This window comes from Anaerovorax odorimutans DSM 5092, from assembly GCF_000426305.1.
Classification (GTDB): Bacteria; Bacillota; Clostridia; order Peptostreptococcales; family Anaerovoracaceae; genus Anaerovorax; species Anaerovorax odorimutans.
Genome location: NZ_AUFC01000018.1, coordinates 1 through 16,848, shown reverse-complemented (window position 1 = coordinate 16,848; position 16,848 = coordinate 1). Strand labels below are relative to the sequence as shown.

15 protein-coding genes are annotated in these 16,848 nt (G+C 31.4%); 5 read left to right on the top strand and 10 right to left on the bottom strand.

Going from position 1 to position 16,848, the window contains the following annotated elements; genetic code table 11:
• Positions 1-172 precede the first annotated feature (172 nt).
• Positions 173-1,645 (top strand): 4-hydroxyphenylacetate 3-hydroxylase family protein, encoded by a 1,473-nt coding sequence (locus tag K292_RS0107855; RefSeq protein ID WP_027399376.1) that lies wholly within the window; start codon positions 173-175, stop codon positions 1,643-1,645.
• A gap of 7 nt (positions 1,646-1,652) precedes the next feature.
• On the opposite strand, the gene thiD is transcribed toward K292_RS0107855, so the two are convergent.
• From thiD to K292_RS0107810, 9 genes are all read right to left on the bottom strand, one after another.
• Positions 1,653-2,438 (bottom strand): bifunctional hydroxymethylpyrimidine kinase/phosphomethylpyrimidine kinase, encoded by a 786-nt coding sequence (thiD, locus tag K292_RS0107850; protein WP_027399375.1) that lies wholly within the window; start codon positions 2,436-2,438, stop codon positions 1,653-1,655.
• A 2-nt stretch (positions 2,439-2,440) separates the two neighbouring features.
• Positions 2,441-3,082 (bottom strand): HAD family hydrolase, encoded by a 642-nt coding sequence (locus K292_RS0107845; RefSeq protein ID WP_027399374.1) that lies wholly within the window; start codon positions 3,080-3,082, stop codon positions 2,441-2,443.
• Positions 3,079-3,720, bottom strand: coding sequence for a thiamine phosphate synthase (thiE, locus tag K292_RS0107840; RefSeq protein ID WP_027399373.1), 642 nt, complete (start codon positions 3,718-3,720; stop codon positions 3,079-3,081). Before thiE ends, K292_RS0107845 begins: the two co-directional genes overlap by 4 nt.
• Complete coding sequence (gene thiM / locus K292_RS0107835; RefSeq protein ID WP_027399372.1) at positions 3,707-4,531, bottom strand: hydroxyethylthiazole kinase; 825 nt, start codon at positions 4,529-4,531, stop codon at positions 3,707-3,709. The genes thiE and thiM overlap by 14 nt, the downstream gene beginning before the upstream one ends.
• A 520-nt stretch (positions 4,532-5,051) precedes the next feature.
• Positions 5,052-5,942, bottom strand: a complete 891-nt coding sequence (locus K292_RS0107830) for a glycine betaine ABC transporter substrate-binding protein (RefSeq protein ID WP_027399371.1) — start codon at positions 5,940-5,942, stop codon at positions 5,052-5,054.
• Positions 5,943-6,016: 74 nt separating this feature from the next.
• A complete protein-coding gene (locus K292_RS0107825) occupies positions 6,017-6,868 on the bottom strand; it encodes an ABC transporter permease (protein ID WP_027399370.1) in 852 nt (283 codons plus the stop codon).
• The gene (locus K292_RS0107820) at positions 6,861-8,054 is read right to left on the bottom strand and encodes a quaternary amine ABC transporter ATP-binding protein (RefSeq protein WP_027399369.1); all 1,194 of its coding nucleotides are present in this window, start codon (positions 8,052-8,054) and stop codon (positions 6,861-6,863) included. The genes K292_RS0107825 and K292_RS0107820 overlap by 8 nt, the downstream gene beginning before the upstream one ends.
• A gap of 453 nt (positions 8,055-8,507) precedes the next feature.
• On the bottom strand, positions 8,508-9,029 hold the full coding sequence (locus K292_RS16440) for a DUF6512 family protein (RefSeq protein WP_051280507.1): 522 nt from the start codon (positions 9,027-9,029) through the stop codon (positions 8,508-8,510).
• Between the two features lie 53 nt (positions 9,030-9,082).
• Positions 9,083-9,598, bottom strand: a complete 516-nt coding sequence (locus K292_RS0107810; RefSeq protein WP_027399368.1) for a hypothetical protein — start codon at positions 9,596-9,598, stop codon at positions 9,083-9,085.
• A gap of 227 nt (positions 9,599-9,825) precedes the next feature.
• On the opposite strand from K292_RS0107810, the gene K292_RS0107805 reads away from it, so the two are divergent.
• The 4 genes from K292_RS0107805 to K292_RS0107790 all read left to right on the top strand — a co-directional run bounded on the left by K292_RS0107805 (position 9,826) and on the right by K292_RS0107790 (position 15,288).
• The gene (locus K292_RS0107805) at positions 9,826-11,187 is read left to right on the top strand and encodes an alanine/glycine:cation symporter family protein (RefSeq protein ID WP_027399367.1); all 1,362 of its coding nucleotides are present in this window, start codon (positions 9,826-9,828) and stop codon (positions 11,185-11,187) included.
• A gap of 110 nt (positions 11,188-11,297) precedes the next feature.
• A complete protein-coding gene (locus tag K292_RS16435) occupies positions 11,298-12,353 on the top strand; it encodes a hypothetical protein (RefSeq protein WP_207637164.1) in 1,056 nt (351 codons plus the stop codon).
• Positions 12,354-12,805: 452 nt separating this feature from the next.
• Positions 12,806-13,678, top strand: a complete 873-nt coding sequence (locus K292_RS0107795) for a precorrin-6B methylase (RefSeq protein ID WP_245570842.1) — start codon at positions 12,806-12,808, stop codon at positions 13,676-13,678.
• Positions 13,679-14,430: 752 nt separating this feature from the next.
• Entirely contained in the window at positions 14,431-15,288 is an 858-nt protein-coding gene (locus tag K292_RS0107790; protein WP_027399365.1) for an AraC family transcriptional regulator, read from the top strand.
• Between the two features lie 143 nt (positions 15,289-15,431).
• On the opposite strand, the gene K292_RS16430 is transcribed toward K292_RS0107790, so the two are convergent.
• A partial coding sequence (locus K292_RS16430) for an S-layer homology domain-containing protein (RefSeq protein WP_169515445.1) occupies positions 15,432-16,848 on the bottom strand: 1,417 nt, incomplete at its 5' end.

Here is a 16,848-nt window from a genome sequence, read left to right as displayed (position 1 = left end):
TAAATTTTCCTCTAGAATATAATAACATATTTTATAAAATTATGACTATAAAAAAGAAAATTTTAGAAGAATAAAATGCTTGATTTATATTAATTTTATGATTTAAATTTCCAGTTTTGGACACAATAAAAATGCAATCTTAAAAAGATTTATATGAAAGGAGAATCTAAAAATGTCAATAAGAAATGCAAAAGATTACATCCAAAGTATTAGAAATTTAAATTTAAATGTATATATGTTTGGAGAAAAAATCAAATCACCTGTTGACCATCCAATAATCATTCCCTCTCTAAATGCTGTAGCTTTAACTCATGATTTAGCTTTAGATCCTATGTATGAAGATTTAATGACTACAAAATCTCATTTAACAGGAGAGAAAATTAATTTTTATAATCATATTTTCCAAAGTACAGATGATTTAGTACAAAAGGTAAAACGTCAAAGAATGCTTGGTCAAAAAACTGCATGTTGTTTTCAGCGATGCGTTGGACAAGATGGAATGAACGCAGTATATAGTGTTGCATTTGAGGTAGATAAAAAATATAAGACAAATTATTTTGAAAACATTGTAAAATTCGTAAAATACGTTCAAAAGGAAGATATAGTAGTTGATGGTGCTATGACTGATGTTAAAGGAGATCGAGGATTATCACCTAGTCAGCAAGCTGATCCTGATTTATATCTTCATGTAGTGGAAAGAACTGAAAATGGAATCATCGTAAACGGATGTAAAGCCCACCAAACAGGAATATGTAATTCTCAAGAAGTATTATGTATGCCAACAATAGCAATGAAACCTGAAGATAAAGATTATGCTATATCATTTGCAGTACCAACTAATACACCTGGTATTACTATAATTTATGGACGTCAATCATGTGATACAAGAAAATTGGAAGGATCAGAAATTGATGTAGGAAACAGTATGTTCGGTGGACAAGAAGGACTTGTTGTCTTTGATCATGTATTTGTTCCAAATGAAAGAATATTTTTAGACGGTGAAACTGAATTTGTTATTCCTTTAGTAGAAAGATTCAGCGGTCATCACAGGCCAAGTTATGCTTGCAAATGTGGTGTTAGTGATGTATTAATTGGTGCAGCAGGACTTGCAGCAGATTATAACGGTGTAGCTAGAGCTTCTCATGTCAGAGATAAACTCATTGAAATGACACATTTGAATGAAACAATGTTTGCATGTGCCCTTGCTTGTTCATATGAAGGTGTGGAAACTCCTTCTGGTGCTTATCTTATTGATTTATTATTAGCAAATGTATGTAAGCAAAATGTTACAAGATTTCCTTATGAAATATCAAGACTCGCAGAAGATCTTGCTGGTGGTATTATGGTTACACAACCATCAGAAAAAGACTTGAGAAGTAAAGAAATCGGACATTATGTTAAAAAATATCTTAAAGGTGTAGAATCTGTTCCAACTGAACATCGTATGAGAATTATGAGGCTTATTGAAAATTTAACTCTTGGTACCGGAGCAGTTGGATATAGAACAGAATCTTTACACGGAGCCGGTTCTCCACAGGCTCAAAGAATTATGATTGCAAGATTAGGTAATCTTGAGCATAAGAAACGATTAGCTAAAGTCATTGCCAAAATTGATGCAGACGAAGCTGAGCCAGATAAAGAATAAAATATTTTTATTTTATATTATAACAATGATTAAGAGGTCCACTGCCCTTTCCTAAATCTAATCTGTTAGAAATCGCACCTGTAATATATTCTTTTGCATTTTCTATGCTTTGATTCATAGAATATCCAAAAGCAAGATTACATGCTATAGCTGAAGATAAGGTACAGCCTGTACCATGGGTATTTGGATTATCAATTTTATTTTGCTTAAACCAGTATATTTGACTATTGCTCAAAAGTAAATCATGGGCACCGTTTCTTAGATGACCACCTTTAATTAGGATGTCATATTTGCCTGTTTTGGATATTAATTCAGCAGCAGAAACCATATCTTCTTTTTTATCTATAAGAAGTAGCCCACTTAAACTTTCTGCCTCAGGAATATTCGGTGTTATAAGATTTGCAGTTGGCAATAGTCTTTCTTTTAATGCTAACATAGCATCGTCATTTAGCAACTTGCTTCCGCTCGTGGATATCATAACAGGATCAACTACAATATTCTCTGCTTTATATTCTATAAGTTTATCTGCAATTACTGTTATAATCTCCTTATTAGATACCATACCAATTTTTACTGCGTCAGGGCGAATATCTGTAAAAATACAATCCAATTGTTTTGCCACAAATTGTGGTGTTGCTTCCATAATATCATAAACACCTGTGGTATTTTGCGCAGTTAATGCAGTAATTACACTCATAGCATAAGCCTTATGAGCTGTTATTGTTTTAATATCCGCCTGTATTCCTGCTCCTCCACTGCAATCTGAGCCTGCTATTGTTAATATTTTTTTCATATTTATATCTCCCAATCTTCCAGTGTAATAAAATATTTGTCTGCTACCAATCTAATTTGCTTGGAATCTTTTTCAGAAAATTTGTCATGCACTCCATATACCATAAACTCAGCTGATTTTGCTGTTTTTATTGCATGAAGGTTATCCTCGATTATAACAGTCTCATTTATATCTGTATTAAGCAATTTCAACGCTTTACGAAAAATTTCCGGTCTATCCTTTCCAAAGCCCACTTCACTGCAAGTTAAAACTCCACAAAAATAACCCAATATATCAAGTCTTTTTAATGCTGCTTCAGCTAAATGTTTGTCCGTTGCCGTAGCAATGCACATTTTTATGTCTTTATTATGTAATTTATTAAGAAGTGAAAGAACACCTTTTTTTAATGGAATCTCTTTATAATATCCAATTTCTACAAGCTCATCTATCTGCTTAATAATCATTTCTTCACTATCTGTAATCCCATAAGTTTTACGAAAATATTGTGCTGCTTGTATTAAACTCATAGTTTTTAATGTTTGCTGTAAATCTTTATTTGCCTTATATCCTTTTAATTTCAGATACTTTTCACCGATAGTACTCCAAAGTTCCATGGAATCAAGAAGTGTTCCATCTAAATCAAAGATTATACCTTTTAAATTCATTTTTTCACCATTTCACAAGTTAATTTGTAAAGTTCTTTAGTTGAATTATATATATCTCTTTCTGCAAATATAGCAGATACCACTGCAACGCCGTCAACATTACTTCCTTTTAATTGCATTATATTATCCTTATTAATTCCTCCGATAGCTACAACAGGTATAGATACTGCATCACAAATTTCTTTCAATGTTGCAAATGAGACATTATTTGCATCAGCTTTTGTTGTTGTAGAAAATACTGCACCAACTCCTAAATAGTCTGCACCATTTTTTTCTGCTTCAAGTGCCTGCTGAACAGTTTGCACTGATACTCCTAAAATTTTATCTTTTCCTAATTTATTTCTTGCATCACTGGCTTTCATATCACTTTGGCCAACATGAACTCCATCCGCACCACAACTTAATGCAACTTCAAGATTATCATTAATTACAAATGGAATGTTATATTTATCAGTAATTTTCTTTATGTTTTCAGCTTCTTGAATAAATTCCTTATCATTCAAATCTTTTTCTCTTAATTGAACAAACGTTACGCCTGCTTTTATTGCTTGCTCTACTTGTTCTTTTAGAGAATTATCTAAAAGCCATTTGCGGTCGGTTACTGCATATAACAACATGCTTGATTTATCTAATTTCAATTTTCATACCTCTTTCTGCATCCTTTTCATTTATCTTACTCATTTCATCAATAAGAATAGTTCTAAAAGTAGATGTGCCTCTTTTATTTTCTTCAACATATTTATAAGCTATTTCTCCACATAGTCCCATTACGCAGACAGCTGCAGCTGCAGCATCAAAAATATTGTCTTTATTTGCTCCTATATATGCAGCAATAACAGCTGTAAGCATACATCCACTGCCTGTAATCTTTGACATCATAGCATGTCCATTTCTTATAATATACGCTTTATCACTGCACGCAACAATATCAATAGCTCCTGTTATTATAATTACAGTATTTAATTTATCGCTCAATTTTTTTGCAAAAATAACTGCTTCATCTAAATTTTCTTCTGTTACTTTATCACTCACATCAGCATCCACACCTTTTGTTGTTCCGCTGCCTTGTGATATAGTCTTAATTTCAGAAATATTTCCTCTAATAACCGAAAATTTAACTTCTTCTAATAATTTCAAAGTAACATCTGTACGAAATTTAGAAGCTCCTGCTCCTACAGGATCTAATACTATTGGATGATTTAACTCATTAGCTTTTTTTCCTGCTTTTACCATGGATATAATCGTTCTTTCATTTAAGGTGCCAAGATTTATATCAAGTGAATTACAAATAGTTGTAATATCTTCTACTTCATTTGAATCATCTGCCATAATAGGTGATCCACCACAAGCAATCAATATATTCGCACAATCATTTACCGTTACATAATTTGTTATGCAATGTACTAAAGGGGTTTTATATTTTACATTTTCAATTATTGTTTTAAACATAACATTTTCCTCCATTTAATATAAATTATACCTATTATGATAGTTACAAGCAAAATAAATTAAAACTGCTAAATTTTACTTATCTCGTCTATATTTATATAATATAATCCATTCTATATATAATATTAATTATATTGTCCAATCAATTGTACAATATTTAAAGGTTAAAATAAAATATATTATTCGTATTTTTATAGTTATTATCATAAGTTTTTGTATTTTTTCTTATATTAATATTATTTATAATAAAATATTTTACATAATAGCTTATTATCAATATTTTAAATATCTAATATTTTCACCTATATAACCTTTATATATTTTTGTTACATCATTTTAAAGTTACCTCTGTTATTAAGATTAATGTTTATAAATATATTAATAAATATTGTTATTCATTAATGTGCTTTTTTAATAAAAGGATTATTTGCTTGACTAAAAGACACTACAAAAATAGGAAACATCTATTAAGACGTTTCCTAAAAAATTCTCTATTTATAAGTAAATAAAATTAAATATCTTATTTTTCTTCAATCCAACTATTTACTAAATCCTCATGAGCATTCATCCAATCTCTTGCAACTTCAACAGCATCTTTATCACTATTATTTTCAATTTCGCCCATTAAGTCTCCAAGTTCTTCACTGCTCATTAAGAAATTACTTAGGAAGTTAGCTACATCAGGCATATCGGTTGATAAACCTTTTCTTGCAATTGTATGAATATACTCAGCTTCTCCATATACTCCTTTTGGATCGTCTAAAAATTTAAGATCCCATTTTGCAAACATCCAATGTGGCTGCCAACCTGTAACAACTATAGGTTCATTATTATCTATAGCCTTTTTTAAAGCTGCTGTCATTGTTGGACCGCTGCCAGGCATCAATTCGTAATCTAAACCATATTCTTTAATTGCGTTTTCAGAAGCAGACATTATACCTGCACCAGAGTCAATACCTACTATTTTCCCGTCAAATTCATCTTTCATAGAATTAAGATCTTCAATGCTGTTAATATCAACATAAGAAGGTACAACTAGTCCAATTTTTGCATTCTCAAAATTATAACCTAAATCCTCTACTTTATCACCGTATTTTTTCATATAACTTTCATGGGTTACAGGAAGCCAAGCATCTAAAAAGGCATCTGTATTCCCACTTGCTAATGATGTAAATAATGGTGCTGCATCTGTCATTGTAAGTTTAACATCATCATAACCCAACTTGTCTTCAAGTATAGCCTTAGCAAGGTTTGTCATAGCTATACCTTCAGCCCAATTTACATAACCAAGAGTAATGGTTTTATCTCCATCATCACCATTTCCACCATTAACATCTGAAGTTTCTCCGCAGCCGGTAAAAATACCTAAACTTAAAACTCCAATAAGCATCATAATTAATAATTTTTTCATTTCTACTCTCCTCTCTTTTTCTAAAATAATATAAATAATAAACTCCTTTTAACGGGAGCTTATTTACTTATCTTCTACTTAGAATTCTCCCTTTTTGAAATTTTCTTTTTTGATTGTCCTAATCCTTGGGTAATTCTATCTAATATCATAGCAAGGATTACTACAGCCAAACCACCTTCAAAGCCTTCTCCTACCCTAAGTTGTGTAATACCTTTTAAAACAGTTATTCCCAATCCGCTTGCTCCAATCATAGCTGATATTACTACCATTGAAAGGGATAGCATAATAGTTTGATTTAATCCTGCTAATATTGTAGGCATTGCCAAAGGAATCTGAACTTTAAACAGCATTTGTTTATCTGTAGAGCCAAAAGCTTTAGAAGCTTCAATTACTTCTTTCGGCACTTGACGAATACCTAAATTTGTTAATCTTACAGCAGGAGGCATAGCAAATATAATTGTTGCAACAGCACCTGGAACCATTCCTAAATCAAAAAAATATACAGCTGGTATAAGATATACAAATGCTGGCATTGTCTGCATAAAATCTAAAATAGGTCGAATAATTTTATTTGCCGCTTCACTTCTGGACATCCAAATTCCCAAAGGTATTCCTATTATTAAAGCTATCAGTGTTGAAGTTATAACTAAAGCTAAAGTTTGCATTGTTTCTGTCCATAGGTCTATGGACTGTACAATAAGTAAGCCTACCAGTGTAAAAATTGCTACTCCTTTATTTGCCAATTTCCATGCAAGTAAAGTTATTAAAATAATCATTATATAAAACGGAATAATTGTAAACAGCCATTCAAAGCTTGTGATAATACCAAGTAAAAACTCTTTTATAGCTCCAAAAAAACCTGCCCAGTTTACAGTAAGCCAATCCGTGAGACGTTCAACATAATCTCCAATAGGAAGTCTATACATTTTGCCCCTCCTCTCCATTGATACCTGCCAAAACAGATACTTTCATTATAATTCCCATGATTTTTTCTTCTTCATCTACCACTACTATAGGGTATTTTGAATCAATAACCAAAGGAAGTAAATTCTCTATTGACATATCAGGAGGAACTGTACAAATATCTTTATTTAAAACATTTTCCATATCATGATTTTCAGATTTTAATAATTCCATAGCATCATCAATAGTAAGCAGACCCTTTACACGACCTTCTTTATCCAATACAAAAATGCTTGATATAGACGCTTCCTGCATTTTTCGCACTGCTATACGTACACTATCCTTTGCTAAAGCAACAGGAGTAGGTTTTTTCATAATGGTAGAAGCAGTAACTACTTTTACACGATTAACATCTTTAACAAATTCTCTTACATATCCATCAGCAGGACTTGTTAAAATTTCTTCAGGTGTACCAATTTGAACAATTACACCATCTTTCATAATGGCTATTCTATCACCAAGTTTAAGTGCCTCATCTAAATCATGTGTAATGAAAATGATTGTTTTATGCATTTTATTCTGTAAAATAAGAAGTTCATCCTGCATTTCTTTCCTTATTAAAGGATCAAGGGCACTAAAAGCTTCATCCATTAGTAAAACATCCGATTCCATTGCCAAAGCTCTTGCAAGACCTACTCTTTGCTGCATACCTCCACTAAGTTCAGACGGCATACGATCTTCATAACCTTCTAGACCTACCATGCTTATAGCTTTTTGTGCTCTCTTTTTTCTTTCTTCTATATTAATGCCTTGAATCTCCAATCCAAAAGCCACATTACTTTCAATATTGCGATGAGGTAATAAAGCAAAATTTTGAAAAACCATAGAAATCTTTTTTCTTCTGACATTCAAAAGAGTTTCTTTGTTACATCCTACGATATTTTCACCATCAATCAATATTTCTCCTGAAGTTGGTTTAATTAAGCTGTTTAGGCAACGAATCAAAGTAGATTTACCGCTGCCTGACAGTCCCATAACTACAAATATTTCTCCTTCTTCAACTTTGAAATTTGCATTATTTACACCTACTCCATGTCCTGTTGATTTTAATATTTCTTCCTTTCGTTTTCCCTCTTCTACTAAACGTAATATTTTTTTTGGATTTGATCCAAATATTTTATATAAATTCTTTACTTCTATTTTGGACATATAGTTTCCTTTCCGTTAACTTATTGTTGCTTAAATTCGACTTAATAACCATTTTAATTATATCGTCTAAACTTAAATCGACAAAGTAACAACTTTATTATACGTCATAAGTTGTTACTTTGTCAAGTGGATTTGGGTATCCCTTCCAATAACAATTACTCTTAGGCATACTAAAAATTCATAAAAATAAGTTTAGTTATTTTATATGTTTTTTCAAAACAAAGTTATAATTTACATAAAATATTAAAATAACAAAATTATTATTTTGACCCTTATTAATAAATCATATATTAACTTACAATTAATACTTATAGTTTTAATTTTTCTTGGATTCTTATGCATAAAAATACTCCATATATTAGATTTTTTCTTATAAAATATGGAGTATTTAAAAAATTATTAACTTTTTAAAAATATAAATTAGCAGTCCTGTTTTAAACTGCTATTTAATACTTATGCTGTTATAAATAGACCTAATTTAGGAGGAAAAAAAGTAAAGACTATAAATAAAATTGCTATTAGTATTATTATTAAAAATGATATTTTAGAATTCATTACAAAACTGTTTCTTTGATCCGTATCCAAAGAAATTATATTATTATACATTTTAATAAATGCAAATACTACGCCTACAATAAAAGTTAATATATCCAGCAACAAAAGGTTAGTCCCTATAATTCCTGTATATGTATAAAAAATAATTATAATTGTTAAGAGACCAACAATTATTCCCTTTAATACAGCAGTAAAATAATTTTCATATTTTTTCCCAAATATAAAATATCCTATTAACGTATAAAAAAACATTGGCCAAAAAAGAAGTTTTAAATGCTCCCAAGTACTTTCATTAACGCTACCAAATACACCTGCTATAGGATTTTCGAGAGACAATTCATAAATAAAATGTAATAATGTACCTATTACTATTGTAAAAATTATGCCAGAAATCATAAATTTCTTTAATTTTCCATCCAAAGTAAAACACCCCCATATAAAACTATATGAGAGCGCATTATTTACAATTCATATTAATCCAATTTTAATTCTGTAGATACAGCACCTAAATATCCAATTTTATCTCCTATGCAAAACATATTGTCTTTATATTCAAATTTTCCTAGTCCTGCAACTTCTGCTCCACAAATATGTGACCAATTTTCTTTTTGAGACAATAAAGCAACTTCTCTTCCAAAACCTTGTAAAGTAGATGTAACTGCATCCGTAATTCCTCTTGAAACTTGTCTTGTATCTAGACAAAGTTTAAACCATGTTTTTTCATCCATATCTCCATCTTGATATTTTTTAATTAATTCTTTAGATATTGGTATAAAATGGCAAACTATAGTATTTCCTGGTCTGTAAAGTTTTTTAGGATGATTACATTTCTCTTCTTTATAAAATTCCATGAATTTCTCATCCTCTGTATTTGCATAACCTACCTCTATATCATCCCAAGATGGTTCTACATTTAACATTTTTTGATACTCTATAACTTTTAATTTAATATTTTCATTAATCCAATTCTTATAATTAATGCCAAACATAACAGTTCCTCCCGTTCTTTTACTTAATTTTATTATACAGCAACTGACCTTTTATTTCTAGAGTAAGATAAATAAAAGATTTTAGTACTCTTTATTTTGAATAATTACGTAATATTTAAAATCTTGTATAAAGATGTAAATTTATATATTTTATTGACTTATATTTTATAATTCTGTTATCATATTGTGGTGTATATATTTAAGAAAAACAAGAGAGGAATACATTTATGAATTTTATTATGGACGTTGCTGTAAAGGCAAATGATTTTTTATGGGGTGCAGCTTTACTTTTTCTTCTTTGCGGCACAGGTATATATTATACTTTAAGATTAAAATTTATTCAGGTCAGAAATTTTAAGGCAAGCTTTAATGCTACATTTGGTCAACTTAATCTTAGAGGTGCAAAAGCAGGTGATGACGGAATGAGTTCATTCCAAGCCCTTGCCACAGCAATTGCAGCACAAGTTGGAACGGGAAATTTAGCTGGTGCAGCAACTGCAATACTTTCCGGCGGTGCCGGCGCAATATTTTGGATGTGGGTCAGTGCATTCTTTGGTATGGCTACAATATATGCAGAAGCAACTTTGGCTCAACAATATAAAAAAACAATACGTGGTAAAGTAACCGGAGGTCCGGTTTATTACATTCAAGCTGCTTTTAAAGGTTCTTTTGGCAAAATACTAGCCTCAATTTTTTCTATATTAATAATTTTAGCGTTAGGCTTTATGGGAAATATGGTGCAATCAAACTCTATAGGCAATGCCTTCACAGCCTTCAATATAGATCCATTATATATAGGAATTGCCGTTGCTGTTGTTGCCGGATTTATTTTTATAGGTGGTGTAAGAAGAATTGCCTCTTTAACAGAAAAAATCGTACCAATTATGGCAGGCTTTTATATACTTGGTTCTGTAATAATAATTATTATGAATATAGAAAATATAGGGACAGCCTTTAATCAAATCTTTACAGGTGCTTTTTCTTCCAATTCGATTGCCGGAGGTGTATTAGGTATTACTGTACGAGATGCAATACGTTATGGTGTTGCCCGTGGTCTTTTTTCTAATGAAGCCGGAATGGGATCTACTCCTCATGCTCATGCGATTGCAAAAGTAAAACATCCTTGTGAACAAGGTAATATTGCAATGATGGGTGTATTTATTGATACTTTTATCATATTAAATATGACTGCATTAGTTATTTTAACATCAGGAATTCCTCTTGACGGAGCTCTGGAGGGAGTTGCTTTAACTCAAGCTGCTTTTATTGCTTCTTTTGGAAATTTCGGAGCAATATTTATAGCAATCTGTATGTTATTTTTTGCATTCTCTACAATTATTGGATGGTACTTTTTTGGAGAAATAAATGTAAAATATCTTTTTGGTCAAAAAGCAGTTATAATTTATGCTGTTTTAGTTATGATTTTCATTATTATAGGTTCAAAATTAAAGGTAAAACTTGTATGGGAATTAGCAGATATGTTTAACGGTTTAATGGTAATCCCAAATCTTTTAGCTCTACTGGCATTAAGCGCTGTCGTTATAAAACTTTCAAAAGAATTAGATAGAAAAAAAACAAAAAATTACTAATATTAAAATTTTAAGAATTAAGTTATGCTTTCAATTGTAACATAAACCCTTCTTTCCGAATATACTGGCTTTGAAAACAAATATAATGACCGGTTAAAGGAGGGAAATATATGAGTTGTTTCGGTGGCAACGTATCGCCGGACCTCTTTCAAAATTGCTGCAATGCAAATCAGCTCTGCGAATGGAATGGAAATTTAGAAGACGTAGTATCTGAACCTATATATGTTCAAAAGGTTTATGATGCTGTATTATTTAATCTTCAAGGTCTGAAAACAGTTAGTAATCAGTGTTTTAGTCCTGCTATTCCAAAAGGTCACAGACTAAAGAGAGTCATTGATGTTCGTTGTAAGAGGTTCTTTAATCCGTTAAATGTTGATGATCCAAATAATCTTACTCTTGACTTAGATACCACCATTTCAGGCGCTACATTTATCAAGAAGTGCGATGGTGAAGAGATCTCAGTCGTAGGTCCAGACGGAACTTTCTCAGAGAAAGTATTATTTGCAGACACAGATGACTGTGATGAAAAATGCATGGGAACACCAATATTTGGCACACAAAATATTCATGTAACAGGAGATGTTTTAGTTACAATTGATTTACTATTATGCGACAGATGCGATCACGAAGTGGTATTCACGGTCAGTGCAAATGTAAATATTGCTAACAGTAACGCTCCGCTAATGCTAACAAATTTCTTTGAAATGTGTATGCCTTCTACTCACGATAGTGCATTCTTACCACGTTTCACAGAATTCTGTAATCCAGCTTGTGAAACAAGACTGGCTACAAACAACATAGGAAGAGATATAACTGTATGTCCTGATGGAACAGTTAAAGCTAATTTAATTATTGCTTTATGTGTTACTTGCGAAAAGAAAATAATAGTTCCTGTACAGCTCTGTGTATTATCTACAGGTTTTGTACAATTAGCACCACAAGTATCCACAATTTGTACTACATTCCCATCATTATTCCCAAATCAGATCAAAGAAAGTGATACTATTGAAAATTGTGGAGAGACAGAATCAGAAGAAGAAAGTACTCAAAATGATTGCCAATGCGAATGTGAATGTGAATGCGAATGTGTTGATCCATGTAATAACAGATGCAATAATAACCGTTATAACAACTGTGATCCTTGCAGACCTAGAACACGTAGATAAGATAAAACTTTCAGGACCCGTGAACAATAAAATGTACACGGGTTCTTATATTTTTATAATATTCTTTTGTATTTCATTAGAAAATTATAAACAAAATAAAACAATTATTATGTAGACTTAATACTATTATCATACAAATATTATTCAACAGCCTGATATTCTTCTAGAATGGTATCTAGCTTTTATCTAAAAAGTAGCGCAAATTTATATCTAAGTATCTTTCTTATCTTCACAAATCTTAAAAATATGGTATTATAATTATAATTAGAGGTGTTACATTATTTTATGAAAAAAACTTCAAGAAGGAAACAGATAACCTCTATATTACTAAGCTTATATCCTATATGGACTATAAGATAACAATTAAAAAATACACTACAATTATAGTGTGAATTATTAACACAGGGAGGTAAAAAGCTGTGGAACAGACAATATTTACGAATGAGATCATTTTGTCTTGGCTTCGTTATTTTTCTCAAAACATTGATATTAACCTATCAGAACTAAAAATGATGGATATTACAAAGAAAAATAAAAACTTAATGCCAACCGTTATGAGCAACCGAGCAGTACTAGTCTTTGTAGATGCAGGGCATCCAGATATCTTCTACGACATGTGGAATTCTGAACTAGGAGATTGCGAAGTCTGGTATAATGAAGGTTCTGAACCATATGGAGAAATTAAGCATAGTAAACTCTCAAGTATGATTAATAGAGGGATCAATGCTTCTGCAGCTATGCTGATTCTAAATCCTAATGCTGCAACAAATTATCAGATTGGTATTGAGAACCGACGTTTTTCTTACAACTCTGTTCATTATGTATGTCAGGAAGTTCGAGCTATTATCATGAATAAGCTCAATTTGGGAGATCAAAATAATATTTGTATAATATCTGGAGAAAGCATTGCGGTGGAATCCGCCATGATCGTTTCTGAAGGTAGTGTCATTGCTGTAGAGTATAACAAAGAAGACCGCGATACGATGGAAGAAAATATATCAAAATTTGGATTAAATAACGTAACTATCGTTGAATCTCTTAAGGATTCAATCTTAAGTAATGTAGATGTACCGGATATAGCATTTATAGTAGCTTCTGCGAGAATTGATGAAGAAGTAAAAATCCTTATGTCTATTAATCCTGACATAAAATTTATAATCTATACACTAGATTTTGAAATGTTATCATCTCTTTCAGCTTTATGTCGAGAAAACGGCTTAGAACGTACAGAAGCTATACACATAGGAATATCTCACGTCAATAGTAAAAACATAGTAGAACCATTTCCGGCACCTTGGCTAATTTCTTGTAAAAAGAAAATCTAAGTTACATAAGAAACTTCCAAAATTCTTTTTAGATCAACAAAGGCTCTACTTTAAAAAAGTAGATGGATATTTTTTAAAAGACAAGAAAATCTAAAATCTAAAAATATATTAAACAATTTTAAGTTTTCCTATAAAAAGTTCCCGCAAAAGCGAGAACTTTTTCATAGGAATTATTAAAAATTATGGATTTATTTCCTGACCTTTATCTTAACTTTCAGAACCCGTTAACAATAAAATGTACACAAGTTATAATCTTATTAATCATTATGTAAACTTAAGGATATAATAGCGTAAACATTTTTCAACAGCCTGATATTCTCATAATTTTAGGACTTATGATATTTTTCCACATGCAATATAAAATTGTATACTATTTTATCCAACCTTACCTGTGCATAACTTCAATTCATGAAAAGCGTTATATTTCAATATTTTAAAAGGATTTTCCCAAAATAATCCTTTTTTCATCCACAGCCCTATTCTGTTTATGGATAACCTATATACATGGATTTTGATAGCGATAGATAAATTATTTTTGGTATAAAGAGTTTATCAACATTTAATTATAAATCATTAAAATAATGTATAATAAAACAAATATAAGCTTGATAAAGATGATAATTTATAAAAATAGATATAATTAAAAGATGATTATTAACTTATACAACCTCATCGACAAAACATAGCATAAAAAGTCGGGAATAACCTCTTTGAGGGTGATAAGATAAAGTTATAGACAGGAGGTAACGAGTATGGGATGGATTGAATGTATTAGTGATGCAATTTTCTATATTGAAGATAATATTACTGAAAAACTTACAATTGAAGATATTTCAAAACAAGTATTTATATCCCCATTCTATTTTCAAAAGGGATTTACAATGCTTTGCGGTCTTACAGTTGGAGAATATATCAGGCTGCGCAGGCTTACTCTTGCCGGAAATGAACTTGTTTCTACTGACAAGAAAATTATAGATATTGCTTTTAAATACGGCTATGGCTCACCCGATAGTTTCACAAAAGCTTTTACTCGTTTTCATGGCGTTACACCTACTTCTGTTCGAAAAGACGGAGCGATGATTAAATCTTTTGCTCCATTAAGAATCAAATTTATATTGAAAGGCGGATATGTTATGGATTATAAAATTATTAAAAAGGATACATTTACAGTTTTAGGTGTATCAAAAATGTTCAGATATGATAATGCCAAAGAAGAAATTCCACAGTTTTGGACAGAGCATTATCAAACAGGAAAAGGCGAAACCGTGTGCGGTATGTATGGAATGAGTATTGATGAAGACATGAGCGGGGATGAGTTTGAATACTTGATTGCAGATAATTATAACCCTTCTATGGAAATCCCCGAAGGCTTTATTACAAAAGTTATTCCTAAACATACTTGGGCTGTTTTTGCTTGCAGAGGTGCAATGCCCAAGTCCTTACAGGAGGTAAATGAAAGAATATTTTCAGAATGGCTGCCCAACTGCAAGGAATATGAAATAGCTGCAGGATACAACATTGAAATGTATAGTGATGCTACCCAATATGCAAAAGGGATACAGGATGAAAAATACTATAGTGAAATTTGGATTCCTGTCAAACAAAAGTAACTGTATACATCTAGAAGAACTTGAAACGGAAATGACATTATGAGATTATGAAATAGCCTGTAAATAACAAAATAAAAGCTTTCTATGAAAAATATAAATTCATAAAAAGCTTTTTTAATGAAAAAGAAAAATGTGCACAAAGTCTAAATTAAGTTAGATTTTTGCAGCAATCTCTGTACAATAACTGCAACTTCACCTCTTGTTATTGAATTCTTAAGTGTAAGTGATTTTTTTTCACTTCCAGAAATAAGCCCATATTTGAGGCATGCTGCAATGCTCTGTTTTGCGTACTTTGATGCATTTGCAGAATCTGTATAACCACCAAGTAATGTACTGATTTCAGCATCACTCAAATCAACGTTTAGTTCGGTTAATTTCATAGCTCGTGCAATCATAACCATTGCTTGCTCACGTGTAATTTTATCATTAGGTGCAAAGTTACCATTGCCATAACCCGTAATAATACCGTAAGAGGACGCTGTCTCTACATATTCGCAGTACCAATTTTTTTCTTTCACATCATTGAATTTATTGTCACCTATTCCTTCTTGAAGACCGAGAGCTCTTACCATAATTGTCGCAAACTCAGCTCTAGTAATATTGCTGTTCGCATGGTATGTGCCATCACCTACACCTGTTACTATCATTCTGGAGCCCATGTCATTCACAGCATCTTTCGCCCAATGATTTACAACATCTGAAAACTCAATAGGATTCCAAATAACAGTATATGTGCTATTTGTCATGCTATTAATTATCGCATAATATTTACTATCAATTAGTGTGATCTTAGTAGGTACATGTCTAACTTTACCGTCTGTATTGACTACAACACCCGTTGTAATCTTAGTAGGATCTACCCCCTCAGGAATAGCAATCATTCTATTAACATAAGTATTAAATTTGCTTATATCTACAGTTTTATTGTCATGTATGCAGCTAATACTAAAATCAACTGCTGGAGCTACCAGTGTAAATTTTCCTTTTTCTTCTGCATTTTTTACTATTGAAATAGTATCAGCAGAAGGCTCTGCAATTTGAATTTGAACATTAATATCTTTTAATTCTATCTGAGTACCCAGTTGCTGTGATACAGAGTCGATATTAATTTGGCTGGCAGGAAGAGTATAAGTTGCTGAAGCAGTTTCAATTTTAAGTGTGGCTTCAATATTTTCCATACTCTTTACCATCTGACCATTTAAAACCCCTGAAATCGTATCTGAACTATTTATTACAGGAATAGTAACTACTGGCTTCGCATCCTTTGAGTCAAGAAGCTTCACTATCTTCTCAGTGTCTAAAGTAACCGTAGTAACCATATTACCGTTAACACTTTCAGTCTGTGTACTACCCGCATTATAGTCTTCTCCGTTCACAATAACCTTAGTAGAAGTTATAGTTGTGTTTGAGGAAGATGAGCTATGACCTCCAGAAGAAGATTGTTTATTAACTATAATCTCAACTGTCGCTGTGTAGTTTCCTGTATTTGCATATCCGGTTGGCAAGCTTCCAAGTGTTGCTGTAAATGTATAACTTCCTGCTACGTTAGGATTATATGAA